This window comes from Mycobacterium sp., assembly GCF_049585075.1.
Taxonomy (GTDB): Bacteria; Actinomycetota; Actinomycetes; order Mycobacteriales; family Mycobacteriaceae; genus Mycobacterium.
In genome coordinates, this window is record NZ_JBAUZA010000114.1 from 1 (window position 1) to 26,720 (window position 26,720).

General features: G+C 65.6%; 25 protein-coding genes. 14 read left to right on the forward strand and 11 right to left on the reverse strand.

What is annotated here, in order from left to right; translation table 11 throughout:
• The 4 genes from WB785_RS05100 to WB785_RS05115 form a co-directional block, all read right to left on the reverse strand.
• Positions 1 to 485 (reverse strand): enoyl-CoA hydratase/isomerase family protein (locus WB785_RS05100; RefSeq protein ID WP_424077614.1); only part of this gene is annotated, 485 nt, incomplete at its 3' end.
• Positions 486 to 495: 10 nt separating this feature from the next.
• Positions 496 to 1,194 (reverse strand): EthD domain-containing protein, encoded by a 699-nt coding sequence (locus WB785_RS05105; protein WP_424077615.1) that lies wholly within the window; start codon positions 1,192 to 1,194, stop codon positions 496 to 498.
• A 2-nt stretch (positions 1,195 to 1,196) separates the two neighbouring features.
• On the reverse strand, positions 1,197 to 1,823 hold the full coding sequence (locus tag WB785_RS05110; protein WP_424077616.1) for a PaaI family thioesterase: 627 nt from the start codon (positions 1,821 to 1,823) through the stop codon (positions 1,197 to 1,199).
• 47 nt (positions 1,824 to 1,870) lie between these two features.
• Positions 1,871 to 2,806 (reverse strand): hydrogen peroxide-inducible genes activator, encoded by a 936-nt coding sequence (locus WB785_RS05115; protein ID WP_424077617.1) that lies wholly within the window; start codon positions 2,804 to 2,806, stop codon positions 1,871 to 1,873.
• Between the two features lie 104 nt (positions 2,807 to 2,910).
• Between WB785_RS05115 and WB785_RS05120 the strand changes: the two genes are divergently transcribed.
• Genes WB785_RS05120 through WB785_RS05135 form a run of 4 tightly spaced genes read left to right on the forward strand, consistent with a single transcriptional unit; the run spans position 2,911 to position 5,836 of the window.
• A complete protein-coding gene (locus WB785_RS05120; RefSeq protein ID WP_424077618.1) occupies positions 2,911 to 3,498 on the forward strand; it encodes a peroxiredoxin in 588 nt (195 codons plus the stop codon).
• Positions 3,498 to 4,034, forward strand: coding sequence for an alkyl hydroperoxide reductase (locus tag WB785_RS05125; RefSeq protein WP_424077620.1), 537 nt, complete (start codon positions 3,498 to 3,500; stop codon positions 4,032 to 4,034). The genes WB785_RS05120 and WB785_RS05125 overlap by 1 nt, the downstream gene beginning before the upstream one ends.
• 18 nt (positions 4,035 to 4,052) lie before the next feature.
• Entirely contained in the window at positions 4,053 to 4,532 is a 480-nt protein-coding gene (locus WB785_RS05130) for a nucleoside deaminase (protein WP_424077621.1), read from the forward strand.
• On the forward strand, positions 4,529 to 5,836 hold the full coding sequence (locus WB785_RS05135) for an alpha-amylase family glycosyl hydrolase (RefSeq protein WP_424077622.1): 1,308 nt from the start codon (positions 4,529 to 4,531) through the stop codon (positions 5,834 to 5,836). The genes WB785_RS05130 and WB785_RS05135 overlap by 4 nt, the downstream gene beginning before the upstream one ends.
• Here WB785_RS05135 and WB785_RS05140 read toward each other — a convergent pair.
• On the reverse strand, positions 5,833 to 6,264 hold the full coding sequence (locus WB785_RS05140; protein WP_424077624.1) for a DUF1810 domain-containing protein: 432 nt from the start codon (positions 6,262 to 6,264) through the stop codon (positions 5,833 to 5,835). The genes WB785_RS05135 and WB785_RS05140 overlap by 4 nt on opposite strands.
• Positions 6,265 to 6,282: 18 nt before the next feature.
• Between WB785_RS05140 and WB785_RS05145 the strand changes: the two genes are divergently transcribed.
• Positions 6,283 to 7,524 (forward strand): alpha-hydroxy acid oxidase, encoded by a 1,242-nt coding sequence (locus WB785_RS05145; protein WP_424077626.1) that lies wholly within the window; start codon positions 6,283 to 6,285, stop codon positions 7,522 to 7,524.
• Positions 7,525 to 8,384: 860 nt separating this feature from the next.
• Here the strand turns inward: WB785_RS05145 and WB785_RS05150 are convergent.
• Positions 8,385 to 9,059: a hypothetical protein gene (locus tag WB785_RS05150; protein WP_424077627.1), complete on the reverse strand. Its 675-nt coding sequence runs from the start codon at positions 9,057 to 9,059 to the stop codon at positions 8,385 to 8,387.
• A 236-nt stretch (positions 9,060 to 9,295) separates the two neighbouring features.
• Between WB785_RS05150 and WB785_RS05155 the strand changes: the two genes are divergently transcribed.
• The 5 genes from WB785_RS05155 to WB785_RS05175 all read left to right on the forward strand — a co-directional run bounded on the left by WB785_RS05155 (position 9,296) and on the right by WB785_RS05175 (position 13,852).
• Complete coding sequence (locus WB785_RS05155) at positions 9,296 to 9,844, forward strand: CGNR zinc finger domain-containing protein (protein WP_424077629.1); 549 nt, start codon at positions 9,296 to 9,298, stop codon at positions 9,842 to 9,844.
• 69 nt (positions 9,845 to 9,913) lie between these two features.
• On the forward strand, positions 9,914 to 12,235 hold the full coding sequence (gene lon / locus WB785_RS05160; protein ID WP_424077630.1) for an endopeptidase La: 2,322 nt from the start codon (positions 9,914 to 9,916) through the stop codon (positions 12,233 to 12,235).
• A 19-nt stretch (positions 12,236 to 12,254) separates the two neighbouring features.
• Positions 12,255 to 12,644, forward strand: a complete 390-nt coding sequence (locus WB785_RS05165; RefSeq protein WP_424077631.1) for a nitroreductase family deazaflavin-dependent oxidoreductase — start codon at positions 12,255 to 12,257, stop codon at positions 12,642 to 12,644.
• A gap of 50 nt (positions 12,645 to 12,694) precedes the next feature.
• Positions 12,695 to 13,027: a TfoX/Sxy family protein gene (locus tag WB785_RS05170; protein ID WP_424077633.1), complete on the forward strand. Its 333-nt coding sequence runs from the start codon at positions 12,695 to 12,697 to the stop codon at positions 13,025 to 13,027.
• A 72-nt stretch (positions 13,028 to 13,099) separates the two neighbouring features.
• Positions 13,100 to 13,852: a DUF72 domain-containing protein gene (locus tag WB785_RS05175; protein ID WP_424077634.1), complete on the forward strand. Its 753-nt coding sequence runs from the start codon at positions 13,100 to 13,102 to the stop codon at positions 13,850 to 13,852.
• On the opposite strand, the gene WB785_RS05180 is transcribed toward WB785_RS05175, so the two are convergent.
• The 3 genes from WB785_RS05180 to WB785_RS05190 are packed head-to-tail and all read right to left on the reverse strand — an operon-like array spanning position 13,826 to position 19,891.
• Positions 13,826 to 15,916 (reverse strand): NAD-dependent epimerase/dehydratase family protein, encoded by a 2,091-nt coding sequence (locus tag WB785_RS05180; RefSeq protein WP_424077636.1) that lies wholly within the window; start codon positions 15,914 to 15,916, stop codon positions 13,826 to 13,828. The two genes, WB785_RS05175 and WB785_RS05180, sit on opposite strands and share 27 nt — an antisense overlap.
• Positions 15,917 to 15,972: 56 nt before the next feature.
• Complete coding sequence (locus WB785_RS05185) at positions 15,973 to 17,460, reverse strand: acetyl-CoA acetyltransferase (protein ID WP_424077638.1); 1,488 nt, start codon at positions 17,458 to 17,460, stop codon at positions 15,973 to 15,975.
• Positions 17,461 to 17,497: 37 nt separating this feature from the next.
• Positions 17,498 to 19,891, reverse strand: coding sequence for a CoA transferase (locus tag WB785_RS05190; protein ID WP_424077645.1), 2,394 nt, complete (start codon positions 19,889 to 19,891; stop codon positions 17,498 to 17,500).
• 143 nt (positions 19,892 to 20,034) lie between these two features.
• Here WB785_RS05190 and WB785_RS05195 point away from each other — a divergent pair, with 143 nt between their 5' ends.
• Genes WB785_RS05195 through WB785_RS05210 form a run of 4 tightly spaced genes read left to right on the forward strand, consistent with a single transcriptional unit; the run spans position 20,035 to position 25,189 of the window.
• On the forward strand, positions 20,035 to 20,724 hold the full coding sequence (locus tag WB785_RS05195; RefSeq protein ID WP_424077639.1) for an Abi-alpha family protein: 690 nt from the start codon (positions 20,035 to 20,037) through the stop codon (positions 20,722 to 20,724).
• Positions 20,721 to 21,986, forward strand: a complete 1,266-nt coding sequence (locus WB785_RS05200) for a DUF445 domain-containing protein (RefSeq protein WP_424077640.1) — start codon at positions 20,721 to 20,723, stop codon at positions 21,984 to 21,986. The genes WB785_RS05195 and WB785_RS05200 overlap by 4 nt, the downstream gene beginning before the upstream one ends.
• 56 nt (positions 21,987 to 22,042) lie before the next feature.
• Positions 22,043 to 24,418: a phosphoketolase family protein gene (locus WB785_RS05205; RefSeq protein ID WP_424077642.1), complete on the forward strand. Its 2,376-nt coding sequence runs from the start codon at positions 22,043 to 22,045 to the stop codon at positions 24,416 to 24,418.
• A 48-nt stretch (positions 24,419 to 24,466) separates the two neighbouring features.
• Positions 24,467 to 25,189, forward strand: coding sequence for a lysostaphin resistance A-like protein (locus tag WB785_RS05210; protein ID WP_424077646.1), 723 nt, complete (start codon positions 24,467 to 24,469; stop codon positions 25,187 to 25,189).
• 6 nt (positions 25,190 to 25,195) lie between these two features.
• Here WB785_RS05210 and WB785_RS05215 read toward each other — a convergent pair whose 3' ends face one another.
• Together WB785_RS05215 and WB785_RS05220 are read right to left on the reverse strand one after the other, a co-directional pair.
• The gene (locus WB785_RS05215) at positions 25,196 to 26,224 is read right to left on the reverse strand and encodes a zinc-binding alcohol dehydrogenase family protein (RefSeq protein WP_424077643.1); all 1,029 of its coding nucleotides are present in this window, start codon (positions 26,222 to 26,224) and stop codon (positions 25,196 to 25,198) included.
• A gap of 47 nt (positions 26,225 to 26,271) precedes the next feature.
• Positions 26,272 to 26,571, reverse strand: coding sequence for a GlsB/YeaQ/YmgE family stress response membrane protein (locus WB785_RS05220; protein WP_424077644.1), 300 nt, complete (start codon positions 26,569 to 26,571; stop codon positions 26,272 to 26,274).
• Between the last annotated feature and the right edge of the window lie 149 nt (positions 26,572 to 26,720).

The window sequence follows — 26,720 nt, forward strand, 5'->3', positions numbered from 1 at the left end:
GACGACATCAACAGCCACGCGGCGTTTTGCCGGCCCATCAACTGCGGCAGCAGATACGACGACGCCGCTTCCGGCGCCACCCCAAGGCTGGTGAACGGGCATTTCAGCCGAGCCGTCGACGACATGAACGCCAGGTCCGCGTAACCGAGAATGGTCGTACCGATTCCGACGCCGACGCCGTTCACCGCGCAGATCAGCGGCTTGGGAAACCAGCTCAGCGCGTCGATCATCGTGGTGAAGTGCGATCCCTGACGGGCCATTTGCGGGTCGGTGATGCGTGCTTGCATCTCTTTGAGGTCGTTGCCGGCGCTGAACGCTCGCCCGGCTCCGGTCAGCAGCACAACCGCGATTTCGGGGTCCTCGGCTGCGGACATCAGCGCTTCGGCGGTGGCCTGGTAGAGGGCCTCGTTGAAGGCGTTCAGCGCCTCGGGCCGGTTCAGGGTGAGGGTGCGCACCCGACTGTCGTCATTGCTACGCAATATCACGGATGGCTCCTCACGTCGTGAACGGTGTTTTCAACACGTAGCGGCTGGTTGGCACCGTGTCGATGTTCTCGTTGGCGCCGAACGCCGATGTGCTGGCGACCATCCGGCCCAGCCGGTGCTGCAGGTCGGCATCGTCGGCTGCGCCGAAAAAGGCCTTCAGGTCGGTGATTGCCTCGGTCGGAAACAGTTCTTCGACGATGCCGGCTAGCGCCGGCGCGTCCGGCGTGAGCGACCGCACCACGGTGTTCTGGGTGTAGCCGAAGGTCGACTGCGTTTCGATCGCCACCGCCGTGTGGTCGCGCTGCCAGCGGGTCAGCCAAGTCGCGTGGTCCAACTCTGCAGGGCGGCGCAACAACGCGATATTAGCTAAACCCGTTGTGCGGCTGCCTAATTCGAGCGGTGCTTGCAGCGGAACCGATTCTGTCACCAGATAGGCCGCGAGCTGGTCGCACTCCACCTCGAGCAGCCGCAGCGCCGCCGCGATCTGATCGCCGTAGCACTGCTGGGTCCAGATGCTCACCACGGCCGCCACCGGCGGGTCGAGCGTCGTCAGCGTCATCAATGAATGACGCACCGCCGCGTCGCGGACGTTGACAGCCAAACCCGCGACACCGAGCGCAAGGATGGCGTCGGCGACCGGTCCTCGCTGCCGTTGGCACCAGTCGTCGTCGCGGTCCGCCGCCATCAGCACCGCAACCACTTTTTCCATCGCTACTCCCCTCGGGCCCATCGCGGCAGGATGAAAACCCCTTCGGCTTCGACGGTGACACCCTCCTCGTCGGCGAGGTGACCCGCAGCGAAAGTCTTCATCCCGTCGGTCCGGGTGGTTATTGCTTCGGCGTGCAGCCGCCCCAGCCGGGTGGCTCGCACGTAGCGCAAGGTGATCGTTCCGGTCAGACGCGGATTCACGCCGTCGCTGGCGGCCTCCCCCAGCAGATGATCGAGAACCAGGGCGGCGATGCCGCCGTGCACATGACCAGGCGGTCCCTCGTACGCGGCGCCCAGATGCAGATCGCACCAGGCCTTGCCCGAGTCGTCGCGATGGATCACCACGGGAGGAGCGATCGGATTGCGAATCCCGATGACCGCATTGCCCCAGGCCATCCGCTCGCCGGTGGCCAGGTAGCGCACGCCGAATGTCCCGTCGAGTTGCTGTTGGCGTAAACGTGCGGTGGCCGAGTCGATCTCGGACTTGGCCGCCGCGACGACAGCGGCGTCGGCTTGGGTCCTGATAGTCGCATCGATCAACTCACGGACCGACTGGGTCAGCGGCTCGTATAACGCTCGCAGCCGATTCATGTCCTCGGCGCTGATGTTCTCCAGCGTGAAGTCCAGCATGAGAAAACTAGAACACGTTCATTTCCGACGTCGTTGCCGGGGTACCACTAGCGGGTCTGGCGTACCTGCTGGTCGCCGCCGACCAGCTCGCCGATCAGCTCGGCCAGCTGCCGATAGGGCCCATCCCGACCACTGGACGAGCGGAATACCAACCCGATACGTCGGCCGGGACGGGGCGCGGCGAAGTATGCCAATTCGAGCCGGCTGCGCGCGGTCTCGACGGGAACCGCACTCTGCGGGATCAACGTCACCCCCAACCCGCCGGAGACACATTGGACCGCCGTCGCCAGCGATGCTGCCCGGGTGTTGGCCAGTTCGGGGTGCACCCCCGCCTTGCGGCAGACGTCGAGGGCCTGGTCGCGCAGGCAGTGTCCCTCGTCGAGTAGTAGCAACGGCAACTCTGCCAGCGTGTTCGGCGACACCCGCCGCTTGCCCGCCAGCGGATGCCCGGGCGGCAGCGCGAGCACGAAATCCTCGTCGTAGATCGGGATTTCGGTGATGCCGCTAGCCTCGGCGGGCAAGGCGATCAGCGCGGCGTCCAGGGATCCCTCGCGCAGTCCAGTGAGCAGCCGCTCGGTCTGGTCTTCGATCACCCGCAAGGTCAGCGCCGGCAGCCGCTCGGCCAGCCCTGCCAGCACGGTCGGCAGGACATAGGGCGCCACGGTCGGGATCAGCCCCAGCCGGATGCTGCCCTGCATCGGATCCGAGGCGCCCGCGGCCGCGGCGGCGAATGCGATCACCGACTCGATCACTGCTTGTGCGTGCGACAGCAGCCCGCGGCCTTCTGCGGTCAGGAAAACTCGCCGGGTCGACCGCTCAACCAGCTGTACGCCCAGACCGGTCTCCAACGCCGATAGTGCCTGCGATAGTGTCGATTGGCTGACCCCGAGAGTTGTTGCAGCGCTGCTGAAATGCTGCTTCTCCGCGACGGCGACGAACGCCCGGAGACCAGCGATCGTCGGCTGATAACTCTTATCGGTCATGGCTATCAGTGTAGTGGGAAATATCACCTTTAGTTCTAAGTCGAATTACGGCAGTATGGATATTGAAAACTTGACTAGATCCAATCTTCTCGAAAAGGAGTGACATGGCACTGCTGACAATCGGTGACCAATTCCCCGCCTACCGGTTGACTGCGTTGATCGGTGGCGACCTCTCGAAGGTGGACGCTCGGCAGCCGGGCGACTACTTCACCACCGTTTCCAGCGACGACCACGAGGGCAAGTGGCGGTTGGTGTTCTTCTGGCCGAAGGACTTCACCTTCGTGTGCCCGACCGAGATTGCGGCGTTCGGCAAGCTCAACGACGAGTTCGAGGACCGCGACACGCAGGTTCTCGGGGTTTCGGTGGACAGCGAGTTCGTCCACTTCCAGTGGCGTGCCCAGCACGAGGACCTCAAGAAGCTGCCGTTCCCGATGCTTTCGGACATCAAGCGCGAATTGGTCGAGGCCACCGGCGCGCTCAACGCCGAGGGCGTCGCGGATCGGGTCACGTTCATCGTCGACCCCAACAACGAGATCCAGTTCGTCTCGGTGACCGCCGCCTCGGTGGGCCGCAACGTCGACGAGGTACTGCGAGTGCTCGATGCGCTGCAGTCCGACGAGCTGTGCGCCTGCAACTGGCGCAAGGGCGACCCCACGATCGACGCGGGCGAAGAGTTGAGGAAGTCGGCGTAATGGGTATCGACAACCTGAAGGATGCGCTGCCCGAATACGCCAAAGACCTCAAGCTCAACCTCGGCTCGATCAGCCGCAGCACCGTGCTGAGCGCCGAGCAGCTGTGGGGCACGCTGTTGGCCAGTGCCGCGGCGACGCGGAATGCCCAGGTGCTGACCGAGATTGGCGACGAGGCAGCCGACAATCTGTCGTCCGAGGCTTATCAGGCGGCGTTGGGCGCCGCGTCGATCATGGGCATGAACAACGTGTTCTACCGCGGCCGCGGTTTCCTGGACGGCAAGTACGACGACCTGCAACCCGGATTGCGGATGAACATCATCGGCAACCCCGGCGTGGACAAAGCGAACTTTGAGCTGTGGTCGTTTGCGGTGTCGTCGATCAACGGGTGTTCGCATTGCATGACCGCCCACGAACACACCCTGCGCGAGGCCGGCGTCGACCGCGAAGCCATCCTCGAGGCGCTGAAAGTGGCAGCCATCGTGGCCGGCGTCGCGCAGGCGATCGTCACGGCTCAAACGCTGGCGGCGACCGGCTAGGCCGTAGACTTCGGCCCTGTGGTCGTGAGCCAGGTCGATCTGCAACGACTGCGTCGCTGCGTCGAACTTGCCCAAACCGCGCTCGACAACGGGCACGGCCCCTTCGGCGCGATCCTGGTCGACGCCAAGGGCCGGACCCTCTACGAGGACCACAATCGCGTCACGGACGACGACCAGACGTTGCATGCGGAGCTGGGGATCGTTCGATGGGCGGTAGCGAATTTAGCTCCGGTCCATCGCATTCGGGCCACCGTGTATACGTCCTGTGAGCAGTGTCCGATGTGCGCGGCGGCGCACGCCTGGGCTGGCCTCGGGCGGATCGTCTACGCCACGTCGTGCGCGCAGCTAACCCAGTGGCTCGCCGAATGGCAGGTGCCCACACCGCCGGTGGCCATGCTGCCGGTGAACACCGTGGCGCCCAGAGCGGTGGCCGATGGCCCGGCGCCCGAACTCGAGGCGCAGGTGAAATCCCTGTACGAAGCCAGGTACCGGCGGTGACGGTACCGCCGTGGGTCCGGCATGTGATCTGGTGGCACGTCTACCCCCTCGGGTTCGTCGGTGCTTTCCCGGCGACAGGGTCGCCGGATCCGGGTGAACACCGGCTGCGACGGATCGCCGATTGGTTCGACCATGCCATCCAGCTCGGTGCGTCGGGAGTTGCACTGGGGCCGATCTTCTCGTCCCGTACCCACGGCTACGACACCACCGACCACTACCGGATCGATCCTCGGCTCGGTGACGACGACGACTTCGACTACCTCGTCGCCGAAGCGCACCGACGGGGTTTGCGGTTGCTGCTCGACGGTGTGTTCAACCACGTCGGCGCCGACTTCCCGCGCTATCGCGAAGCGGCGCACGACGATACGGTAGCGCGCTGGTTTCGTGGACGCTCCGGTCGCTTTCACACCTTCGAAGGACATGACGGGCTGCTGACCCTGAACCACGACAACCCGGAGGTCGCCGACTACACCGCCGACGTCATGGCGCATTGGTTGCGACGAGGTGCTGACGGTTGGCGGTTGGACGCTGCGTACGCTGTACCACAACAGTTTTGGGCTACGGTTTTGCCGAGGGTGCGTGAGCTCCAGCCGGATGCCTGGTTCGTCGGAGAGCTCATCCACGGTGACTACGCCGCAGTGGTCCAGCAAGCCGGGTTCGACTCCGTCACTCAATACGAATTGTGGAAAGCAATCTGGAGCAGCCTCAACGACGGAAACTTCTACGAGCTGGAATGGGCAATGCAGCGCCACAACAGTTTTGTGCAAAGCTTTCCGCCGCTGACGTTCATCGGCAATCACGACGTCACCCGCATCGCCAGCCAACTGCAGCGTCCTGAGCACCTCGCCCACGCCCTGGTGCTCCTGATGACGGTGGGCGGCATTCCCAGCATCTACGCCGGCGACGAGCTCGGTTACCACGGGATCAAGGAGGAGCGATTCGGCGGGGACGACGCGGTGCGTCCGGAATTCGCCTCTCCCCCACTACAACTAGATGCACGCGGTGCCCAGATATGGGGGCTGCACCAATACCTGGTCGGGCTGCGCCGACGGCACTCTTGGCTACATGCCGCGTCGACGTCGGCGTTGCGACTTGATAACCGCCATTACGTGTACCAGTCACGACACGGCGACGACGTGCTCGTGGTGGCGCTCAACATCGACGACACCGCACTGCAGGTCGTGCTGGGCGAGCTAGGCGTGGGCCAGGCGCACGTCATCGCCGGAAGTGGAGCGCCGCCCCAGGAAGTCGTCGACCGGGTGTCGATCGAGCCGCATGGCTGGCGAATCCTGCGGCCGGTCTAGCTCAGCTGCTCTACCGTGAGCCGATCTTCCTCGCCGTCGTAGTACTGCTCGAGCAGCTCGACAAAGTCCTGATTGTCTTGGGTCGCGCGGGCGAACAATGTCATCGATGAGCGCACTTTCAAGTCGTCAGGAGACCCGAAGATCTCACCGATCGACCGATCTTGCACGGCGTTGACCAGCCGTGCGCATTCGTGCAACCGCGGTCCGAGCAAGTCGTGCCGTAGATACGCCCGGGCTTCGTCGAGCGAGGAGATCGCATATTTGGCGGCCGTCGGACTGCTGCCCAGACCCGCGATCTGCGGGAAAATGAACCAGATCCAATGGCTGCGCTTGCGGCCGGCCCGCAACTCATCGAGGACGTCCGGGTAAACCCGTGCCTGCGCGTCAACGAAACGCTGGAGATCAAAGGGGTCGCTTGCCGATTCCATGTGACCTACCGTGGCACAGTGGTCAAACGGCGGGTACCGAAAGTGGGTGACCTGGCGCCGCTGATTCGGTTCCGCAAGCCCCGCTTCGACCACACCCAACGCCGGCTCGACGAGGCGCAGACCATCCAGGATCTGCGGCGCATCGCCAAGCGGCGAACACCGCGGGCGGCTTTCGATTACACCGACGGCGCGGCCGAAGATGAGATCTCGCTGGGGCGTGCGCGACAAGCCTTCCGCGACATCGAGTTTCACCCAGCGATCCTGCGCGACGTCAGCAAGGTTGCGATGGGCTGGGAGGTACTGGGCCAGCCAGTGGCGATGCCATTCGCCATCGCGCCGACCGGCTTTACCCGGCTGATGCACACCGAGGGCGAGATCGCTGGTGCCCGGGTGGCCGCGGCGGCTGGGATCCCGTTCTCGCTGTCGACCCTTGGCACCGCGTCGGTAGAAGAGGTGGCGGCTGCTGCTCCCCAGGGCCGCAGGTGGTTTCAGTTGTATATGTGGCGCGATCGGGACCGTTCGATGGCATTGGTGCGACGGGCCGTCGACGCCGGGTTCGACACCCTGCTGGCCACCGTTGACGTGCCGGTTGCCGGTGCGCGACTGCGCGACGCGCGCAACGGGATGTCGATCCCGCCGGCGTTGACGCTGCGCACCGTGCTCAACGCCGTACCGCGCCCGCGCTGGTGGTTCGACCTGTTGACCACCGAGCCGCTGGCCTTCGCGTCGCTGGATCGGTGGTCGGGCACCGTGGGCGAGTACCTCGACACCATGTTCGACCCAAGCCTCACTTTCGACGACTTGGCGTGGATCAAGGCGCAGTGGCCGGGCAAGCTCGTCGTCAAGGGCATCCAGACCCTCGACGACGCCCGCGCCGTGGTCGATCGCGGCGTCGATGGCATCGTGTTGTCCAATCATGGTGGCCGCCAACTTGATCGGGCCCCCGTGCCATTTCATCTGTTGCCTGCCGTGGCGCGTGAACTCGGCAAGGACACCGAGATCCTGCTCGATACCGGGATCATGTCCGGCGCCGACATCGTCGCCGCCATCGCCCTCGGTGCACGCTGCACGCTTGTCGGCCGGGCCTACCTGTATGGGTTGATGGCCGGCGGCGAAGCAGGCGTTCGTCGCGCCATCGAGATTCTGTCCGGACAGCTGACCCGCACCATGGGACTGCTCGGTGTCACCTGCCTAGAGGAGCTCTCGTCCAAGCATGTGACGCAGCTACGACGGCTTATTCCGGTGGCGCCGCCGGCTTGACTCTTTATGGCATTGCGCCCGCCCGCAATTGCGGTGCCCGGTGTCAATTGCGTTTCACCCATTTCATCCACGTCGGGGTGGCCGGCATGCAACCATATACGGTGATCTGTCAATAACAGCAAAGTCCATTGTGGCTTGCGGGGGCCCGCACATTAGGAGCGATGGATGGGTTCTGCGATGGTTTTAGCAGTCCGTGCCACGACAACGACAGCAGCGGCCCTATTTATCGGAATAGCCGCGATGAGTGCGACCGTTCCGGCGAATGCGCTGGCACCTCTTGACGACCCCACCGATCCCGCATGCGTGACGATGCCGTGGTTACCTCACTGCCAGTTCCCAGACTCTCCGCCACCTCCGGCCGCCCCGACGGGTCCGGCGGATCCCGCGTGCCTCAGCCAGCCTACTAACGGGGCGTGCGCGGGGGGTCCGTACGCTCCGCCTACGCCTGCGCCTCCGCCAAACTCCGGCATTCCCACCGGCCCGGCGGATCCCGCGTGCATCAGCAACCCGAACCCGGTATGCGCGGGAGGCCCCTACGCTCCGCCAACGCAGCCCGCGGGCCCTCCGCCACCGGCAACGTCGGCTGACAATGGGCCGATAGCGCCACCGCCAGACAATGGGCCGATAGCGCCACCGCCGGACAATGGGCCGATAGCGCCACCGCCAGACAATGGGCCGATAGCGCCACCGCCGGACAACGGGCCGATAGCGCCACCGCCGGACAACGGGCCGATAGCGCCACCGCCGGACAACGGGCCGATTGCGCCACCGCCAGACGCGCCGATTGCGCCGCCGCCGATGGATGGCGGCATGCCCCACGACTTCGGCGGTATGCACGTCGGTGGCGGCGGACACATGCGCTAGACGAATGTCGGCACTTGGTCCTGTTCGACCTTGCTGCCGTCGGGTAGCGCTGTAGTGGTGGCGCGGGCCTTGGTTTCGTCCAGTCCGGCCAAATGACGCCACGAAGAGATTGCGTTGCCGGTGAGTTCGGTTATCCGGCTTGCCGTAGTGGTGTCCCCGGACGCTAGGGCGTGCGCGTTCTGGGCGTGCACGACGACTTTGTCCAGCGTCGTCGGCAAGTCGCTGTCCACGAATCGGGTCGACTCGTATGCGGCTTGGACAGCACGCATTCCGCGGCCGCGCAGCGTTGTAGCCACCGCGTGGGCGGCGCGGCCAGCAGCGTGCCAGTCCGCCACGGCCGGCATGTGACCCGACGCGGCGGCTCGGTGCAGCTCAGCAATGTCAAGGATCGCCTTGTGCGCGGTGATTTTGGCGTACTGAAGCACTCCCCAGCTTGGGTTCGTCAGCAATTCGGCGACCCACCCATGTACGACGGCGTCGGGAACATCGGCGGTTCCCACGGTCTGCCAGGCAAGGTCCAGGGCAACGACGCTGCCCTCGGGTGACAGGTAGCCGTCCGGCCCCGCCAGCAAATCGTTGCTTGACTGGACGAGCAGGCTCAGCGGACGAGCAGAGCAGGTGGGAAAGTCGGTGACCTGCGCGTCACCGTTGATATAGGAGATCACGTTCATCGCGCATCCTCTGCCAGAGCCCGGCTGGTGTGAGCCTCTGGCCAATCTCAGCGGATGGGTGATGCGGTAGAGGTCCATTTCTGTTGAGTCCTTTCGCCTTTCACTGCCAAATAGATCGGCTGGTTACTCAGTTAGACGGCGAGGACGCTCTATGCGTTCACGGGGTCTCTATGTTGTAACCGGTCTACATGGTTACACCTTGCGCTTGATCATGAAACCTGTCAAGGTGGTTACTTGTGACGTTCGTCTATGTGGGTGGCCGACATTGCCTCAACTTCGTCGGCACCATGAAGCACCGGGACAGCTCGCGCGAGGAGCTGTTGAACAAGCCAGAACTATTGTCGGACTGGGCAGTTCAGGGCGGGCTGTTGGATGTGGACGTCGCTGTGACCGCCGATGACCTGGCGGCCGCCACCGAGTTGCGCGAAGCGATCTACCGGACCGTCATCGCCCGGCTCAAGAATCGCCGTCCCCCGCCAGCGGACGTCCAGCTGCTCAACGAGCAGGCGTCGCAGCCTCAACTGACGCCGCGACTGCTGCGAACCGGCGCTACCCGCCGCGAAGGCACCGCGTCGCGACTGCTGGCCAGCCTGGCCGCGGATCTGCTCGACCTGCTCGGCGGAACCGACATCGACAACGTCAAGCAATGTGCTCATCCGGACTGCACCCGCCTCTACCTGGACGCGTCGCGAGCCAAGAACCGGCATTGGTGCGGGATGGGCACCTGCGGCAACAAGGCAAAAGTCCAAGCCTTCCGGGCCCGCCAGCGCGCCTCCTCCGGTTAGCCGAAGCATGTCGGGAACAAACTGGATCCGATACAGGTTGAGCGCATCAGGCTTAACTTTGGAGGATTGATGGCTGAAGCCAAATCAGTGCCGGTGTTATTCGTCAGTGACCCGATCGTGTTGCCCGGAATGGTCGTTCCGATCGCCCTGGACGACGCTGCTCGAGCGGCCGTCGACGCTGCTCGCGCCAGCGAATCGGGCAAGCTGCTGATCGCCCCGCGGCTCGACGACCGCTACCCGTCTCACGGCGTGCTGGCGACGATTTTGCAGGTCGGGCGTATCGCCGGTGGTGGCACCGCCGCGGTTGTGCGCGGTGAGCGCCGGGCGCAGATCGGCGTCGGGGCAAGCGGGCCAGGCGCGGCTCTGTGGGTCGAGGTGACCGAGGTCACCGAGCCGGAACCCAGCGAAGAAACTCGTGCGCTGGCCGCCGACTACAAGAAGCTGTTGCTGGCGATGTTGCAGCGGCGCGAGGCGTGGGAGCTGGTTGACGTCGTCAACCGGTTGACCGATCCCTCGGCGCTGGCCGACATGGCCGGTTACGCGTCGTATGTGACCGGCGTGCAGAAACGCCAGCTGCTGGAGACCGAGGATGTCGCCGAGCGACTGCGGGTCCTGATCGACTGGACCGGCGACCACCTTGCGGAGGTCGAAGTTAACGACAAGATCGCCGAAGACGTCCGCGAGGGCATGGAAAAGCAGCAAAAGGAATTCCTGCTGCGCCAGCAGCTGGCCGCGATTCGCAAGGAACTCGGCGAAGGTGAGCCGGACGGTTCGGACGATTACCGCTCCCGCATCGAGGCAGCAGACCTGCCCGAGAAGGTCCGCGAAGCGGCGCTGCGTGAGGTCGGCAAGCTGGAGCGCTCCAGCGAGCAGAGCCCGGAAGGCGGCTGGATTCGCACGTGGCTAGACACCGTGCTCGACCTGCCGTGGAACACCACGACCGAAGATTCGACGGATCTGGCCGCGGCGCGAGAAATTCTGGACGCCGATCACCATGGGCTGGAGGACGTCAAGGACCGCATCGTCGAGTACCTGGCCGTGCGGGCTCGTCGGAGCCAGCGCGGATTGCAGGTCGTCGGCGGACGCGGCTCTGGCGCGGTGATGGTGCTGGCCGGCCCGCCTGGGGTCGGCAAGACGTCGCTGGGTGAAAGCGTCGCCCGCGCGCTGGGCCGCAAATTCGTTCGCGTCGCTCTGGGCGGCGTGCGCGACGAGGCCGAAATCCGTGGGCACCGGCGCACTTACGTCGGCGCTCTGCCCGGCCGCATCGTGCGGGCGATCGGCGAAGCCGGCTCGATGAACCCCGTCGTGTTGCTCGACGAGATCGACAAGGTCGGCTCGGACTACCGCGGCGACCCCAGCGCGGCGCTGCTAGAGGTGCTTGACCCAGCGCAGAACCACACGTTCAGAGACCACTATTTGGATTTGGATCTGGACCTGTCCGATGTGATGTTCCTGGCGACGGCCAACGTCATCGAGAACATTCCCTCGGCGCTGCTGGACCGGATGGAGCTGGTGCAGATCGACGGCTACACCGAAGATGACAAGGTGGCCATCGCGCGCGGCTTCTTGTTGCCGCGGCAACGCGACCGGGCCGGGCTGACCGACGACGAGGTCGCCGTCACCGACGCGGCGCTGCGCAAGATCGCCGCCGACTACACCCGCGAACCGGGCATGCGCCAGTTCGAACGGTTGCTGGCCAAGGCGCTGCGCAAGGTCACCACGAAGATGGCCGACGCCGCCGAACCGGTGACGATCGACGAGCCGGATCTGGTGGGTTACCTAGGCCGCCCGCGGTTCACCCCCGAGTCGGCCGAACGCACGGCGGTCCCGGGCGTGGCTACCGGCTTAGCCGTCACCGGGCTGGGCGGCGATGTGCTCTACATCGAAGCCGGCGCCAACGACGGTGAACCCGGTCTGCAGCTGACCGGTCAACTCGGTGACGTGATGAAGGAATCCGCGCAGATCGCGCTGTCTTATGTCCGTTCGCACGCCGCGGAATTGGGCGTCGACCCGTCCTCCCTGGACAAGCGGATCCACGTGCACGTGCCGGCCGGCGCCGTCCCCAAGGACGGTCCGTCCGCGGGTGTCACGATGGTGACGGCCTTGGTGTCGATGGCCACCGGGCGGCAAGTTCGCGCTGACGTCGGGATGACCGGCGAGGTGACCTTGAACGGTCGGGTGCTACCGATCGGCGGCGTGAAGCAGAAGCTGCTGGCCGCCCAGCGGGCCGGGTTGACGACGGTGTTCATCCCGCAGCGCAACGAGCCTGATCTCGACGATGTGCCCGCCGAGGTGCTCGAGGCGTTGGACGTCAAGCCGATGACCGACGTGGCCGGGATCGTCGCCCAGGCGCTGGAACCGGCGTCGCAAGCGGTGACCGCCGCGGCGTGACGTCGGTTAGCCTGCGGTCATGACAGATTCGCAGCCGCTCAAACGGCGCATCGTCCACACCGCCCAACGGCTGGTGGCTAATCCGCTGGGCAGGCGATTACCGCTGACGATGTTGGAGACCGTCGGTCGCAAGTCGGGCCAGCCTCGGCGCACCGCGATCGGCGGACGAGTGATCGGCAACCAGTTCTGGATGGTCTCGGAACACGGCGAGCACTCGCATTATGTGCACAACATCAAAGCCAATCCCGTTGTACGAGTGCGCATCCGCGGCAAGTGGCGCAGCGGAACTGCGCACCTGTTGCCCGACGACGACGCCAAAGAGCGGCTGCGCGGCCTGCCCGGGATCAACAGCGCTTTCGTTCGACTGGCTGGCAGTGACTTGCTGACCATCCGGGTGGATTTGGACTGACTTGGACTGACGGGGCCGCGCGTGTCGGTGCCTGGCGCTACCGTCATCGCATGGCCTACGACACGGAACTCGCCGACCGGATTCGCGAGCTGGTTGCCCCGACGGGTGGCGTCGAAGAGAAGCGGATGTTCGGCGGGCTGGCGTTCCTGGTCAACGGCAATATGTCGGTGGCCGCCAGTGGTCAGGGCGGGCTGCTGGTGCGGGTGCCCCCGGACGACACCGACGAGCTGCTAAGACGAGCCCACGTCAACCCGATGGTGATGGCGGGCCGCGAAGCCCGGGGCTGGTTGCGGGTCGACTCCGACGGAGTGAAGACCAAAAAGCAACTGCAGTCTTGGGTCAGCCGCGGCGTGGATTACGCGCGCGGCTTGCCGCCGAAGTGAGAGGGCGCGGTTCGTGCCGTGACGCGGCGGGTACGCGTGCGTCATGGCCAACAGGTGGCTGGTTGACGGGCGGTGACCGTGCGGATCGGCACCTCCGGGTGGTCCTATGACCACTGGACCAATGTGCTCTATCCCCGGGGCCTGGCATCCGCGCGCCGCTTGAGCCGCTACGTCGAGGAGTTCGACACCGTCGAGCTCAACGCGAGTTTCTATCGCTGGCCCAAGGATTCCACGTTCGCCGGATGGCGTGAGCAACTCCCGACCGGCTTCACGATGACGGTTAAGGCGCATCGCGGGTTGACGCACTACCGTCAGCTGGCCTCACCCGAGCCGTGGGTCGAAAGGTTCGAACGCTGTTGGCAATTGCTCGGCGATCGCCATGGCGTACTGCTGGTCCAGCTGCATCCTGAACAACAGCGTGACGACGCTCGCCTCGATGGCTTTCTCGCTAGTGTGCCCGAATCCATCCGGGTGGCGGTGGAATTGCGCCATCCGTCCTGGAACGACCCGGCGGTGTATGCGGTGTTGGAGAGCCGTCGCGCCGCTTACGTGGTGATGAGCGGTGCCGGTCTGCCATGCATCGCACGCGCCACCACCGACTTCGTGTATGTGCGCATGCACGGCCCTGATCCGGCCACCATGTACACGGGCTCCTATTCGGACGACGAGCTGCGCAACTGGGCGGGGCGGATCGGCGAATGGGACGGGGAAGGCAGAGACGTCTGGCTGTACTTCAACAACGACCTCTACGGCCACGCGGTACGCAACGCCATGTTCCTGCGCGACCTTCTGGGCGAGTCAGCTGATCCCGATGACGTCGGGTAATCGCATGCTCTGCAACCGTTCTCGCTCGGCGCGGCGGCGCTTGATCCGCAGCCGGGCATCGGCAGGTACCGTGACCGCTTCTGCGCAGGTTAGATAGAAGACCTCGCCGGCAACATCAATGACGTCTGCCGCCACCAAGCGGGATCCCAGCTCCCGCAACGTCATTCGCAGTTCATGGGTGAACCGCATCGTAGTGTCGTAGGCCAGTTCCCGAGAGGCGCGAGCGCTGGCTGCCATCCGTTCGCTAAGCTTCGTCGCCGACGCATCGGAGGGCATCGGCCGCGGCACCGCGGTCGCGGCCCGCCCGGCAGCGACCAGCAGCATCGCCGGATCGTCAACGAACATCAAATTGGCCAGTTCGATTTCACCCAGACCACGATGCCCGATCCGGGCGATCGCAGCGGTGAAAGCGGTGGCGGTACTGCGGGACAGCGCGGCGATCCCGTCCAGGTCTGCGTCCAGTGCCAGCCTGCACAATTGCGGATCGTTTCGGATCAGCGCAGCCAGCGAGGACGTCTTGCCTTCCACGGCATCGCTTTGCACCAGCAGCGCCACCCCCGAGACGCCTGCGTGCAGGCCGATGCGCTCCACCGTCGCTGCGGTGATGCCGGTGTCGATCAGCCACAGGCCGCAAAGACCCCAGCCTTGGTGAATCCTGTCCCGTAATAAGCGAGTTCGCACCTGAAGGTCCGCGTCCGGCAGCGACGTCAGTTGCGTGGCAGCGAGGTGTTCGTCGGTCGCGGCGGAGACGTAGGCCTCGGTGTCCGCCCGTAGATGCCGCAACAACACCATCGCCCGTTTGACAACGAGGGCTTTTCTGGCCTTCGTCCCGTATCCGAGCAGCCCGCGAGCCAGCGGCGGAGGCCCCAACGGCAGCAGCTGATCGACGGGCGCGTTGCCCAGCGACTGTTGCACGACCTCACCCGAATCCCAGCCGGGTAACTGGGGGGCGGCGATCACGCTTGCGGAGACGCCAACGTATGGGCGGTGACCAAAAACCGCGATGGCCCGGCTCCCCCATTCGCCGGCAACCACGTCGCCCACGGCCATGACCCGGCTGATCAGCTGGTTGGCGGCGCGCAAACCGGAGAGCTGGACGTCGAGCGTCATCGGGGTCAACGGCCCGGGCAGCGCCTCGGCCAGGGTGGTCGCGCTGAATACCGGGAACCGGGGATCGATCCGGTCGTCGAACTCGCCCTCCAGCCCGTCGGGCGTCGCGGACCGTAACTGGGTGCCGTCGGATGGTTCGGTGCGCGGCGCAACCTCCAGCGGTATCGGTAGGCGACCGGGCAGGTCGACGGCACCCCTGGCATCAAGCCCACGGGCCGCCAATCCACGCGAGGTGTCGGTGACCGCTTCGCTTGCGCGCCAGCCGAATTCGAAATTCCAGTCGTCCCGCGCCACCTCGACGTCCAGTTCCGGGATCAGCTGGGGCCAGGTTGGCAGGCGGGACAGCCGTGGGCGCAGCTCGACGGATCGCAGCAGCCGGCGCGCGGTGGCAATCTCGGTGGTATCCACAGTCGCGAGGTCGACTTGTCCGGTTCGGTTGGTCGTCACGGCCAATACCAGGAATCGGAGCAAGTCGTCGAAATGTAGTAGCCGCAACGGTGTTGCCGAATCCTTGCTATGCACCAGGCTGCCCACCGTGCGGCAGATCATCCAGTCGAGTTGGCGGCCCATCAGCGGCGCGACCCGGACAATCAGGCTCGGCGCCCAGCTGGTCGACACCAGTGACTCGGCCTGTTGGTAAAGCCAGGGCTGCCCGGCCGACTGCGACAGATAGATCAGCCGGGCGCCTGCCCGGGCTACCTGGACCAGTCCGCTTATTCCGGCGCTGCCAGGCGCAGCGGCCTCGATTGGGGCGAGATGAAGGACCACGTCGGCGTCCTCGGCCAGCTGCTCCAGCATCGGTCCGCCGAGCGGCCCGCAAACAAAGTCGACGCTCGGATCCAAGTTTTCATGCGGCTGTGCTGCGATACCGCTGACCGTGGATCCGGTGGCGAGTAACTGCCGGGCGACAGCGCGTCCGACCATTCCAGTGACCCCGGTGAGCAGGATCCGCACGAATTGACAATAAGCGCGCGAATCGCTTCACAGGCTACTTTCAGCTAACTGAACGGTTACTTCAAGATTGCGCTGCCGTCTGCATGGATCGTGACTTTGGCGCCCGCGATCTCGTCATGCACTGTCGCCGCCGCTGACGCCGGATCGGGCAGCAAAGCCAGGGTGCGACGATCGTTGGGGGTGCGGACTGCGAGAAACGCCTTTTCCGGCCGCCCGTCTCGGTCAAACGGTGTCGTCCAGGCTTCGACGGTGCCGACGCCTTCCCATTCCACCGCGGCATCCCGGGTGGGTTCTTGATCGACTTTGGATTGCACGTCTTCCCAACGGAATTCGGTTGGCGGTGGTTCGGTGCCGTACACGCCGAAGCTGTGCTTGGTGAGGTAGCCGCCGTTGGCGGTGATCAAGCCGCGCCGCCCCGGGTTGGCCGCCAGCAGCTCGGCCATCGTCGCGATCGAGTGCGAAACATAGTTACTCCATGGACCACCGGCGAAGGTCAGCCCGCCGGTCACTGTCAGCGGGCGATCCGGATCGTCTACCGGCAGTCCGAGTTCGGCCGCCGCGACCTGGACAGCGGACGGAAAACACGAGTACAGGTCGACGTAGTCGACGTCCTCGATGCCCATACCGGCCAATTCCAGCGCGCGGGCACCGCCGATCCGGATGGCGGGCGATCGGTGCAGTTCGGCCCGCTCGCTGATGGCGTAGGTGTCGTGGGCGTCGGTGCCGGCGTACGGGTAGACCCAGCGTTCGGTTGGGATGTTCAGGCGGCTCGCGGCCTCGACCGATGTCAGGATCAGCGCAGCGGCCTGGTCGACCATGTTGTTGGAGTTCATCAACTTGGTGTACGGCCAGCTGATCATCCGGTTCGCGGGACCGTCTCGCCAAATCTCTTCTGCGGTAACCGGTTTGCGAATCCAGGCATGTGGATTGTGCACCGCCACGGCGTTGAACCGGGCCCATAGCTCGCCGACGCGCCTGCGGTGATCCTCGATCGACTCGCCGTTGCTGATTCGAAGCGCCTGCTCGAACATCGGGTAGATGTAGGCGGGGCGGTCGAGCCCGATGCGGTCCTCGGCCGGTCCGGCCATCGGCACGTTTTCGTCGCTGCCCTGGGCCAGTGGAACCGACTCGTCCTGATCGGTCCAGGTCAGTCGTTTGCCCTTGGCGCGCAGCTGCATTCTGGTGCGCCACATTTCGGCGCCGGCCACCAGCACCACGTCCGCACGTCCGTGTTGGATGTCGAGGCAGGCCCGGTTGACCAGCGACTGCGGCACGTTGCCGCCGATGCCGCTGTAGCGGGTCACCGGACCGGCAGCGCCGATGCGTTGGCCGAGCAGCAGCCCGGCGTCGCGATAGCGTGCCGAGAGCAGGTTCACCACGCAGATGCAGTCGACGGCCTTCAGTACCCGAGGGTCGGCGGCATCGCGCGCGGCCTCGGCCATGAGGTCTACCGGTTCGGCCGTGTTTTCCTGAGCGTCCGGTTCCTCACGGTGATTGAGCTGGCCATATCCGACCAGCACCGGTGTCCTGGGGTTGACGGGCATTGACGAAGACCTTCCGCGATGTGTGCCGGGGGGAATGCTAGGCGCTGTCGGAGGCGAACAGCACGCCGTCGTCGATCAGCCGTTCGGTCTCTTCATTGCTCATTCCGAGGATTTTGCGGCAGATCTCGCGGGTGTCTTGACCGGGCAGCGGCGCCGGGCGTTGTGGCGCCGGCGGGATGTGCCGAAACGGCGCCGGTCCGGTTTCGGTCGGCAGCGGATGATCGAACAGGGGATGCTCCATGTCGCTGAACAGCTTTCGTATCCGCAGCTGCGGGTCGTCGAGGATATCGGGCGGACGATTCATCTGGCCGGCCGGCACGCCTGCTGATTGCAGGGCTTGCGCGACGTCGGACGGTGACCGGTCGCGGGTCCACGCCGACACCTGCGCCAGCAACTCCTGCCGGTGGGCAACTCTGGCCTCGCCGGTCGCGAACCGGTCATCACCGGCCAGCTCGGGCATCGCGAAAACCGCTGTCGCCGAAGCCCAATCGGCATCGGTGCGGATCGAGATCACGCACCATTCGTCATCGCCTGCGCACGGGTACACATCGTGCACGCTAGTGTCGTCGCACAAATCGCCTTGGTCGGCCGCCCGGACTGCGTCGATGACATACCGGGCGTCGAGTTGGTTGACGACGGCCTCGGTTTGGGAGACATGGACTCTGGCTCCCTCGCCGGTTCGGTCACGGTGGATCAGCGCGGCCAGCGCGCCGATCGCAGTGATCCGGCCGACCACATGATCGGGAAAGACCGTGGTCGCGTCGTAGAACCGGTGGCGGGAGCCGGCGGCGGGGTGACCGTCCTGGTCCGTCCAGAGCTTGCTGACGCCCGCAGTGGCCCGTACCAGCGGTCCGTATCCCATCCGGTCGCTCCAGGGCCCGGTATCGCCGAACGCACTGCTTTCCGCGAGCACCACCCGCGGATTCAGGGCATGCATCACCTCGTACGGAAAGCCAAGAGCGGCAAGGGTTCCCGGCTTGAAATTGGCGAACACCGCGTCGGCGTGGGTGACGAGGCGGCTGAAGATCTGTTTGCCCTCGGCGCTGCGCAGATCCACGCCGAACGCGAGATTGTTGCGATGCGTCCAGGCGAACGACTCGCTCATCAAGTCGCCAACCCGTGTTTGGCGCAATCCGTCGGGATAGGCCGTGCTTTCGACTTTGATCACCTCGGCGCCCAAATCGCCGTAGAGACGGCTCAGTTCGCCGCCGGCGACGATGATGCCGAGGTCGATGATGCGCAGCCACTCAAACGGGCGGTTCAGCTTTCGCGGCGCCGGACCGGCTATCGGGTCCGCAAGCCAACAGGCTTCGTGCTGCCCGGCGGTCGGCGCGGGGTCGCGGAAGCCGCGGTGCTGGCCGTCGACGGCGAAATAACCGGCCGGGACGCCCACGCGCATGCCTGGGACGAGTTCGGCGTCGGCAATCGCACCCACTGCCTGGAAGTGATCGGACGACAAGATTTGTGCCGGGGACAGCACGGCGGCAATCGGCACACCGTGCGCCTGCCCGGCGGATACCAACGCCTGCATGGTTTGGTCGGCGAACAACTGCTGGACCAGCCCGCCGATCTGTGGCCAAGCGGCGAAGCGCGCGGCGATCACGTCGTAGCGGGGATCTTGGAATTCCTCGGGCTCCCCCAACCAGCGGCGCAACCCGTGCCACTGTCGCGGCGACATCACGCAGATCCGTACGAAGCCGTCCTTACAGGGGTAGATCGGGTAGGCGTCCTGGTTTCTCGGACGTCCGCGCCACCGATCGGGTCGGCGAATACCCGCGGCGGCCTGCCCGTGTGCGCCGAACGCCGGGTCGAGCGCCATCACAACAGCGTCGAAACGGGCGAAGTCGATGTAATCCCCTGTGCCACAACGCAATCTGTTGTAGTACGCGGCCAGGGCAGCCCAGGCGGCCTGCACCGCGGCGGTGGCCGACGCGATACCGTCCGGCGGTAGCACGGGCGGGCCGCTGGCGGGTCCCGAGCGTGCCAGGGCACCCGAGAGGGCGTAGAGCACCGGATCGGTTGCCCGCCAAGATGATCGCGGTCCGCACTCGCCGAAGTCGGTGATCGACAATGCCACCAGCTGCTGATAGCGGTCGGCCAAGTCGGCGCACGAGGTTCCGTACGCGGCGGCCTGACCGGGATTGCCGCTGTCGACGACGATGTCGGCGCTGCCTGCAAGTTCGACCAATCGGGTTCGGTCGTCCGGGTCGGACGGATCTAGTATCGTGCTGCGCTTGTTGGCGTTGTGCAGGGCGAAGCGCAAGCTGGCGCCGCGCAGCGTCGGCGGCCGGGCCCGCGACGGGCTGCCGCCCGGCGGTTCCACCTTCAACACGTCGGCGCCCAAGTCCGCCAGCAGTCGTGTGACCGCGTCTCCGTCGTCGCCGGACAAGTCGAGCACCCGCAGCGACGCCAGCAAGCGCGGCGATCGCAAACTCGGCGTAGCCGAGTGCAGCGGGTCGCCGCCATCGAGCCTGACCGTGTTGGGCACGACGCCAGCGTAGTGCGCGGGTTTGGCGGCCGATGCGCCGCTCAATCCGCCAATAAGGACGGGGGCGGTTCGCTACGGTTCAGCCCATGGCGTCCCTGTTCGATCCCGCCGGCCTGGTCGATCTCGCGGAGCAGACGGTGCGCGCCTACATCAAAGCCGCAAGTTGGGGCGAGCGCCAGGTCTTCGGACTCATCCGGTCGGGGATGCATGTATCGACCGCGGAGGCGCCGGCGCTGCCCCAGGCCGACGGCGAGATCCAGGAGCGCTCCGACGACAACGCCGAGAGACTTGACGTCAAGATGCACGGCTTGCTCGATCGCGCGGTCGGGCAGAACACCGCGTCGAGCCGCCAAGAGCTGTTCCACAAAATCCTCGACCAGATCGTGCCCGACGAGGCGCGCATCATCAGCGCGCTGTCCGACGGCGCCGCGTCCCCGCTGCTGAACGTGTACGCCCGTACACGCGCGGGACTGGGGATTGAGGTGGTGCTGGAAAACATGTCCCTGATCGGAAAAACCGCTAACCTTGCGCTCCCGCAATTGACCCCGATGTACGTCAGTCATCTACTGTCGCTCGGGCTGGTCGAGTCCGGCCCCGAGGACTCATCCATGAAGGACGAGTACGAGATCCTTGCCGCCGACACCGCCGTGCTTCAAGCCATCAAGACCGCCAGCCGCGGCCCGATCCCGGCGCGCATCGAGAAATACACGCTGCGGTTGTCTGGGCTTGGTCTGGAACTGTGGGCCGCGGCGGGCGGGCCGCGGGAACCCGAGTGACGCTCTCGGTAGTCGCTTGGGCGCACAGCTGGGGCGGCATCACCGCCGACGTCAAGCTGAACTGGTTCATCTACCTATCGATGCCACTGATAGCCGCGTTCGTCGGATACACAACGAAACTCGTTGCGCTGCAGATGCTTTACCGGCCGATCGAGTTTGTCGGTATCGGGCCGATCGGTTGGCAGGGCGTGGTTCCGCGCCGCGCCGGCAAAACCGCGGCCCTGACCATCCAGATGCTTACCGACAAGCTGCTGCAACCCGCGGAGATCCTGGACAAGATCGATGCCAAGCAGGCTGTCGAGGAGCTCCGCGAGCCGCTGACCCGAACCGTCGACGAAATGGCTCGCGACCTAGCCGAGCAGGTGCGCCCCGGGCTGTGGGACTCGATCCCGGCCGCCGGTCGCAACGCTGTGCTAGCGCGTGTGCACGCCACCGCCCCCGGAGTCGTCGACAACCTCCTTACCGAAATGAAGACCGATTTGCCGCGGTTCGTTGACCTGCAATACCTCGCGGTGACCACCCTGGTAAAAAACAAGACCCAGCTCAACGCGTTGATGAAAGGTATGGGCGGGGCGGCGATGAAGTTCATTCGCCGCAGCGGCATCTACTTCGGCTTCGCGATCGGTCTGGTGCAGATGGTTGCGTGGGGTCTGCTGCACAACCCTTGGATCATGCCGGGTTTCGGCTTCGTCACCGGTTTCGCCAGCGACTGGCTGGCGCTCAACCTGATCTTCATCCCCCGCGAGCCGAAGAGGCTGTTTGGCTTCATTCCGATCCACGGCGTGCTGCACGCGCAGCGGGAAAACGTGACCCGCGACTACGCCCGCATCTTGGCAAACGACCTGTTTTCCGCCGACGTGCTTCTCGACGCGATTCTGCATGGCCCCACCTCCGAACGGCTCTTCGCAGCCATCGAAAAAGAGGTCTCAGGCGCACTCGACGCGCAAGCCGGCGTTGCGCAACCACTGATCACGCTTGCGATCGGCACCAAGCGCTACCGCCAGGCGAAAGACGCTATCGTGCAGATGCTCCTCGAGCGTCTGCCGGAGACGATGCAGGAAGCCAAGGACTACACAGCCAAGACACTCGACATCGAGAACCTCATCGTCGACAAGATGAATAAGCTGACCCCTGATCAGTACGAAGCCATCCTCCGACCGGTCTTCAAAGACGACGAGATGCTGATGATCACGGTCGGCGCCGTACTCGGCTTCCTCGTCGGAGAACTGCAAGTGGTCCTTGTCGAGCAATTCGCCCGGTAGCCCTGCCCTACCTCGGCTTGGTGCGCTATTCACCGGGCTTGCGGACAATCGAGCGGATGAGCTCACAAACCGTCACGTCCGCGAAGCTTTCCGATGACGAACTTGCCGGCATTCACGCCTATTGGCGCGCGGCCAACTACCTGTCGGTCGGCCAGATCTATCTGTTGGACAACCCCCTGCTGCACGAGCCGCTGGCCCCCGAGCACGTCAAACCGCGGCTGCTGGGCCATTGGGGCACCACCCCTGGGCTCAATCTGGTCTATACACACCTGAACCGCGTCATCCGCGACCGCGACGCCAACGTCATCTTCATCACCGGACCCGGTCACGGCGGCCCAGGGCTGGTCGCCAATGCCTACCTGGAAGGCACCTACAGCGAGGTCTACACCGGTATCGAACAAGACACCGATGGACTGCGAAAGCTGTTTCGGCAGTTCTCCTTTCCCGGTGGCATCCCCAGCCACGTAGCGGCTCAGACCCCGGGCTCCATCCACGAGGGCGGCGAGCTCGGATACGCGCTGGTGCATGCCTACGGCGCGGCGTTCGACAATCCCGACCTGGTGGTCGCTTGCGTCGTCGGCGACGGCGAGGCCGAAACCGGGCCGCTGGCCGCCAGCTGGCATTCCAACAAGTTCCTCAACCCGGTCAGCGACGGCGCGGTGCTGCCCATTCTTCATCTCAACGGCTACAAGATCGCCAACCCGACTGTGCTGTCTCGCATCCCGCCCGAGGAGCTGGAGTCGTTGCTGCGCGGCTACGGCTACCGGCCCATCACCGTCGCCGGAGACGACCCCGCCGACGTGCACCAGCAACTCGCCGCGGCGCTCGACGACGCTTTCGACGGCATCGCCACAATTCAGCGGGATGCCCGCAGCGATGGCAAAACCGAACGGCCGGTGTGGCCGATGATCGTGTTGCGCACCCCCAAGGGCTGGACCGGACCGCAAGTGGTGGACGGCAAGCAGGTCGAGGGCACCTGGCGAGCACATCAGGTCCCCCTCGCCGAAACCCGGGATAACCCCACCCACCGCGCACAGCTGCAGGAGTGGCTGCGCAGTTATCAGCCCGAGGAGCTATTCGACGAGGCCGGCACGCTGCGCGGCGAGCTGCGGGCACTGGCGCCCCGCGGCGATCGTCGGATGAGCGCCAACCCACACGCCAACGGCGGCCTGCTGCTACATGACCTGGACTTGCCCGACTTCCGCGACTACGAGGTCGAGGTTTCGCAGCCGGCAACGAAGACCCACGAGGCCACCCGGGTGCTGGGCACCTTCCTGCGGGACGTGATCGCGCGCAACGGCGACCGGTTCCGGCTGATGGGCCCCGACGAGACCGCGTCGAACCGTCTGGACGCGGTCTTCGAGTCGACCGGCAAGGTGTGGCTGTCGGAAACGACGCCCGACGATGACCACCTCTCACCGACCGGCCGGGTGATGGAGGTGCTTTCCGAGCACCTCTGCCAAGGCTGGCTGGAGGGGTATCTGCTGACTGGACGGCATGGCCTGTTCAACTGCTACGAGGCATTCGTGCACATCGTCGACTCCATGCTCAACCAGCATGCGAAGTGGTTGGCCACCAGCCGCGAACTGCCCTGGCGCCAGCCGATCGCATCGCTGAATTATCTTCTGAGTAGCCACGTTTGGCGTCAAGACCACAACGGCGCCTCGCATCAGGACCCCGGGTTCATCGACCTCGTCGCCAACAAGCGTGCCGAGATCACACGGGTGTATCTGCCGCCGGACGGCAACACCCTGCTATCGGTGGCCGACCACTGCCTGCGCAGCCGCGACTACGTCAACGTCATCGTCGCCGGAAAGCAGCCGGCACTGGCCTATCTCGACATGGACTCGGCTATCGACCACTGCACCCGCGGCCTGGGCATCTGGCAGTGGGCCAGCACCGCAACGGCCGAACCCGAGGTGGTGTTGGCCTGCGCCGGCGACATCCCGACACAGGAGACGTTGGCCGCCGCCGACATCTTGCGGCGCGAACTGCCCAACCTGGCGGTGCGGGTGGTCAACGTCGTCGACCTGATGCGCCTGCTGCCGGACTCCGAGCATCCGCATGGCTTGCCGGACAACGAGTTTGACGCCCTGTTCACTGTCGACAAGCCGGTTATCTTTGCGTATCACGGTTATCCGTGGCTGATCCACCGGCTGACGTATCGGCGCGCCAACCACCACCACATGCATGTGCGTGGGTTCAAGGAACGCGGGACCACGACGACGCCGTTCGACATGGTCATGCTCAACGACCTGGACCGCTTCCACCTGGTCATGGACGTCATCGACCGGGTGGACGGGCTGGCCAACCAAGCCGCCGTGCTTCGACAGCGGATGGTCGATGCCCGGTTGTCCGCGCGGCGCTACACCCGCGAGCACGGCGAGGACGACCCCCAGATCAGCGGGTGGTCCTGGCGGGCGAGCAAGTAACCTGGTGAGGTGACTGGTCACGAGAGCGCCGCGGAGCCGCACCCGCTGTTGTCGCAGCTCTCGGCGCTACACCAGTTCCGCATCTACGTCGACGTCGCGCTGGTCGTGGTCGTGCTGGTGCTGGCGAACCTGATCGCACACTTCACCACGCCGGCAGCGGGCGTCGCGACAGTCCCGGTCGCGGCGGTCGGCCTGGTCGCGTTGTTGCGGTTCAACGGCCTGGGCTGGGCAGAGCTGGGCCTGGGTCGTGACGACTGGAAATCCGGTGCCGCCTACGCGCTGGCTGCGACGGCGCTGGTGGTGACGGTGATCGCGGTCGGGGTGCTGCTGCCGCAGACCCGGCCGATGTTCATGAACAACCGGTACGCGACGCTCTCGGGCGCACTGATTGCCTCGATGCTCATCATTCCGTTGCAAACCGTGATTCCCGAGGAGCTGGTTTTCCGCGGTGTGCTGCACGGTGCGTTGAACCGGGCATGGGGGTTTCGTGGTGTCGTGGTGGCAGGTTCGCTGCTGTTCGGCCTTTGGCACATCGCGACATCGTTGGGGTTGACAAGCAGCAACGTCGGCTTCACTCGGCTGCTCGGCGGCGGTGCCGTGGGGATGCTGGCCGGCGTGACGTTGGCGGTGATCGCGACAGCGGCGGCCGGGTTCGTCTTCAGCTGGCTGCGCAGGCGCAGCGGCAGCCTGATCGCGCCGATCGCGCTGCATTGGTCGGTCAATGGGTTGGGTGCGCTGGCTGCCGCCCTGGCGTGGCACCTGTCCAGCTGATCGGTGCTAAACCAGCAGCACGGCGGCACCGGCGATACGCCCGCCGCTTAGATCAGAGAGCGCTCGATCAGCTTGAGCCAGTGGGTATTCCGGTGTGGTCACCTTGATGTGATGGTTGGCGGCGAAGTCGAGGAATGCTCGTGCATCGGCACGGGTGTTCGACGTTACCGAGCGCACCTGGCGCTCTTGAAACAGGTGGCGCTGGTAGTTGAGTACCGGAATATCGCTCAGGTGGATTCCCGCGATCGCCAAGGTTCCGCCGCGGTCGAGCGCCTCCAGCGCGGGCAGCACCAGATCACCCACCGGGGCGAACAGGATCGCGGCATCCAGCCCCACCGGTGGCTGGTCGGCGGCGCCTTGGGCCGACGCGGCGCCCAACTCGAGCGCCAGCGCTTGGGCCTCGGCCCCGCGGGTCATCACGTGCACTTCGGCGCCCTGGGCCAACGCGACCTGCGCGGTGATATGGGCGCTGCCACCGAAGCCGTACAGGCCGAGCCTCCCGCCGGGCGGGAGCGCGGCGCGCAGCAGCGACCGGTAGCCGATGATGCCGGCGCACAGCAGCGGCGCAAGTTCGCTGTCGCTGTAGCCGCTCGGCAGATGGTGGGCGAAAGCCGCAGGAACCGTGGCGAATTCGGCATAGCCGCCGTCGGCGTCCCAACCCGTGTAGCGGGAATTCGGGCACAGGTTCTCGTCGCCTCGCTGACAGTACTTGCAGACCCCGCAGGTGTGTCGCAGCCAGGCAATCCCGACCCGGTCACCGACACCGAACTGGTCGCCGGCCCCGGCGCCAACCGCCGAGCCCACTTCTATGACCTCCCCTACCACTTCGTGTCCGGGCGTCACGTTTCGCCGATGCACCGGAAGGTCGCCCTCGGTGACATGCAGGTCCGTGCGGCACACCCCGCAGGCGCGCACAGCGACTAGCAGCTCGTCCGGCTCGGGGCGGGGCACCTGCGCGCTGACCTTTTCCAGCGGATCGGTGTTCATCGGACCGGGCCGACGCACCCGCCAGGCGTTCATCGTTGCTTGGGTCATCACTACAGCATGCCGCTAATCGGCACGGCTGCAACGATTTAGCACAATCAGGACTTGCGGACCAGCCCCAGCAGCCAGAGCAGGATCACCGAGCCGAGCAGGGCGGTAAAGAACGTGAGGACCCAGCCCCAGGTTTCAGTTTGGAAGGCGAAGCTCAGCAGGAAGCCGCCGATTAACGCGCCGACGACGCCGATCACGATGTCCATCAAGATGCCGGAACCGCCGCCTTTGACGATTTTGCTGCCGATCCAGCCGGCCAGGCCGCCGATGATGATGTAACCAATGACGCCGACGCTGGTCAGTGTTGTTGAACGGGCGAGGATTTCGGTAGCTGCCATCACGTCCATCCGGACCTCCTTGGTGTCGCCGGCCAAGCGTGCGATGAACTACCGCGCTGTCAGGTCGATACCGGGCTCGGAGCCGGCGCCGGGCCATTGCCACCGGCGGGCTGTCCAGGTGGCGGCGGCGGTGGCGCCGGTGCCGGCGGTGCTCCCGG

What these genes read in the sequence shown, in the direction of transcription:
- WB785_RS05105 (WP_424077615.1), bottom strand. Translation starts at nt 1,194, where the DNA reads ATGGAAAAAGTGGTTGCGGTGCTGATGGCGGCGGACCGCGACGACGAC.
- WB785_RS05110 (WP_424077616.1), bottom strand. Translation starts at nt 1,823, where the DNA reads ATGCTGGACTTCACGCTGGAGAACATCAGCGCCGAGGACATGAATCGG.
- WB785_RS05115 (WP_424077617.1), bottom strand. Translation starts at nt 2,806, where the DNA reads ATGACCGATAAGAGTTATCAGCCGACGATCGCTGGTCTCCGGGCGTTC.
- WB785_RS05120 (WP_424077618.1), top strand. Translation starts at nt 2,911, where the DNA reads ATGGCACTGCTGACAATCGGTGACCAATTCCCCGCCTACCGGTTGACT.
- WB785_RS05125 (WP_424077620.1), top strand. Translation starts at nt 3,498, where the DNA reads ATGGGTATCGACAACCTGAAGGATGCGCTGCCCGAATACGCCAAAGAC.
- WB785_RS05140 (WP_424077624.1), bottom strand. Translation starts at nt 6,264, where the DNA reads ATGGAATCGGCAAGCGACCCCTTTGATCTCCAGCGTTTCGTTGACGCG.
- WB785_RS05150 (WP_424077627.1), bottom strand. Translation starts at nt 9,059, where the DNA reads ATGAACGTGATCTCCTATATCAACGGTGACGCGCAGGTCACCGACTTT.
- lon (WP_424077630.1), top strand. Translation starts at nt 9,914, where the DNA reads ATGGCTGAAGCCAAATCAGTGCCGGTGTTATTCGTCAGTGACCCGATC.
- WB785_RS05165 (WP_424077631.1), top strand. Translation starts at nt 12,255, where the DNA reads ATGACAGATTCGCAGCCGCTCAAACGGCGCATCGTCCACACCGCCCAA.
- WB785_RS05170 (WP_424077633.1), top strand. Translation starts at nt 12,695, where the DNA reads ATGGCCTACGACACGGAACTCGCCGACCGGATTCGCGAGCTGGTTGCC.
- WB785_RS05185 (WP_424077638.1), bottom strand. Translation starts at nt 17,460, where the DNA reads ATGCCCGTCAACCCCAGGACACCGGTGCTGGTCGGATATGGCCAGCTC.
- WB785_RS05195 (WP_424077639.1), top strand. Translation starts at nt 20,035, where the DNA reads ATGGCGTCCCTGTTCGATCCCGCCGGCCTGGTCGATCTCGCGGAGCAG.
- WB785_RS05205 (WP_424077642.1), top strand. Translation starts at nt 22,043, where the DNA reads ATGAGCTCACAAACCGTCACGTCCGCGAAGCTTTCCGATGACGAACTT.
- WB785_RS05215 (WP_424077643.1), bottom strand. Translation starts at nt 26,224, where the DNA reads ATGACCCAAGCAACGATGAACGCCTGGCGGGTGCGTCGGCCCGGTCCG.
- WB785_RS05220 (WP_424077644.1), bottom strand. Translation starts at nt 26,571, where the DNA reads ATGGACGTGATGGCAGCTACCGAAATCCTCGCCCGTTCAACAACACTG.